The 265-nt window shown below is 47.2% G+C and carries 1 protein-coding gene; it reads right to left on the bottom strand.

Going from position 1 to position 265, the window contains the following annotated elements:
* Positions 1-198 precede the first annotated feature (198 nt).
* A partial coding sequence (locus tag SB775_RS30385; RefSeq protein ID WP_410864975.1) for an Ltp family lipoprotein occupies positions 199-265 on the bottom strand: 67 nt, incomplete at its 5' end.

Here is a 265-nt window from a genome sequence, read left to right as displayed (position 1 = left end):
CTATGCACCAGAAGGCTTGAACATGGAATACCACATCGCCGCCATAATCGGCTCGGTGATCACGTTGACAGTTGCCTTATGGTATATCGCGCAGATTCTGAAATACCGTACTGCGAAACAGGTGGATTCGGAAGTTGAAGCGTTTTAACTGAAAAAAGATGAGCCCTGGCAGGTTTGCCGGGGCTCATCTTTTTTCTCTTATTCTAGATTTTCGATTGCGTAGTCCGCTTCTTCTTGTGTAAATTGGCCGCCGTAATCGGAGGTC

The organism is Peribacillus sp. SIMBA_075 (assembly GCF_046534585.1).
This window is presented reverse-complemented; position numbering and strand designations above follow the sequence as displayed.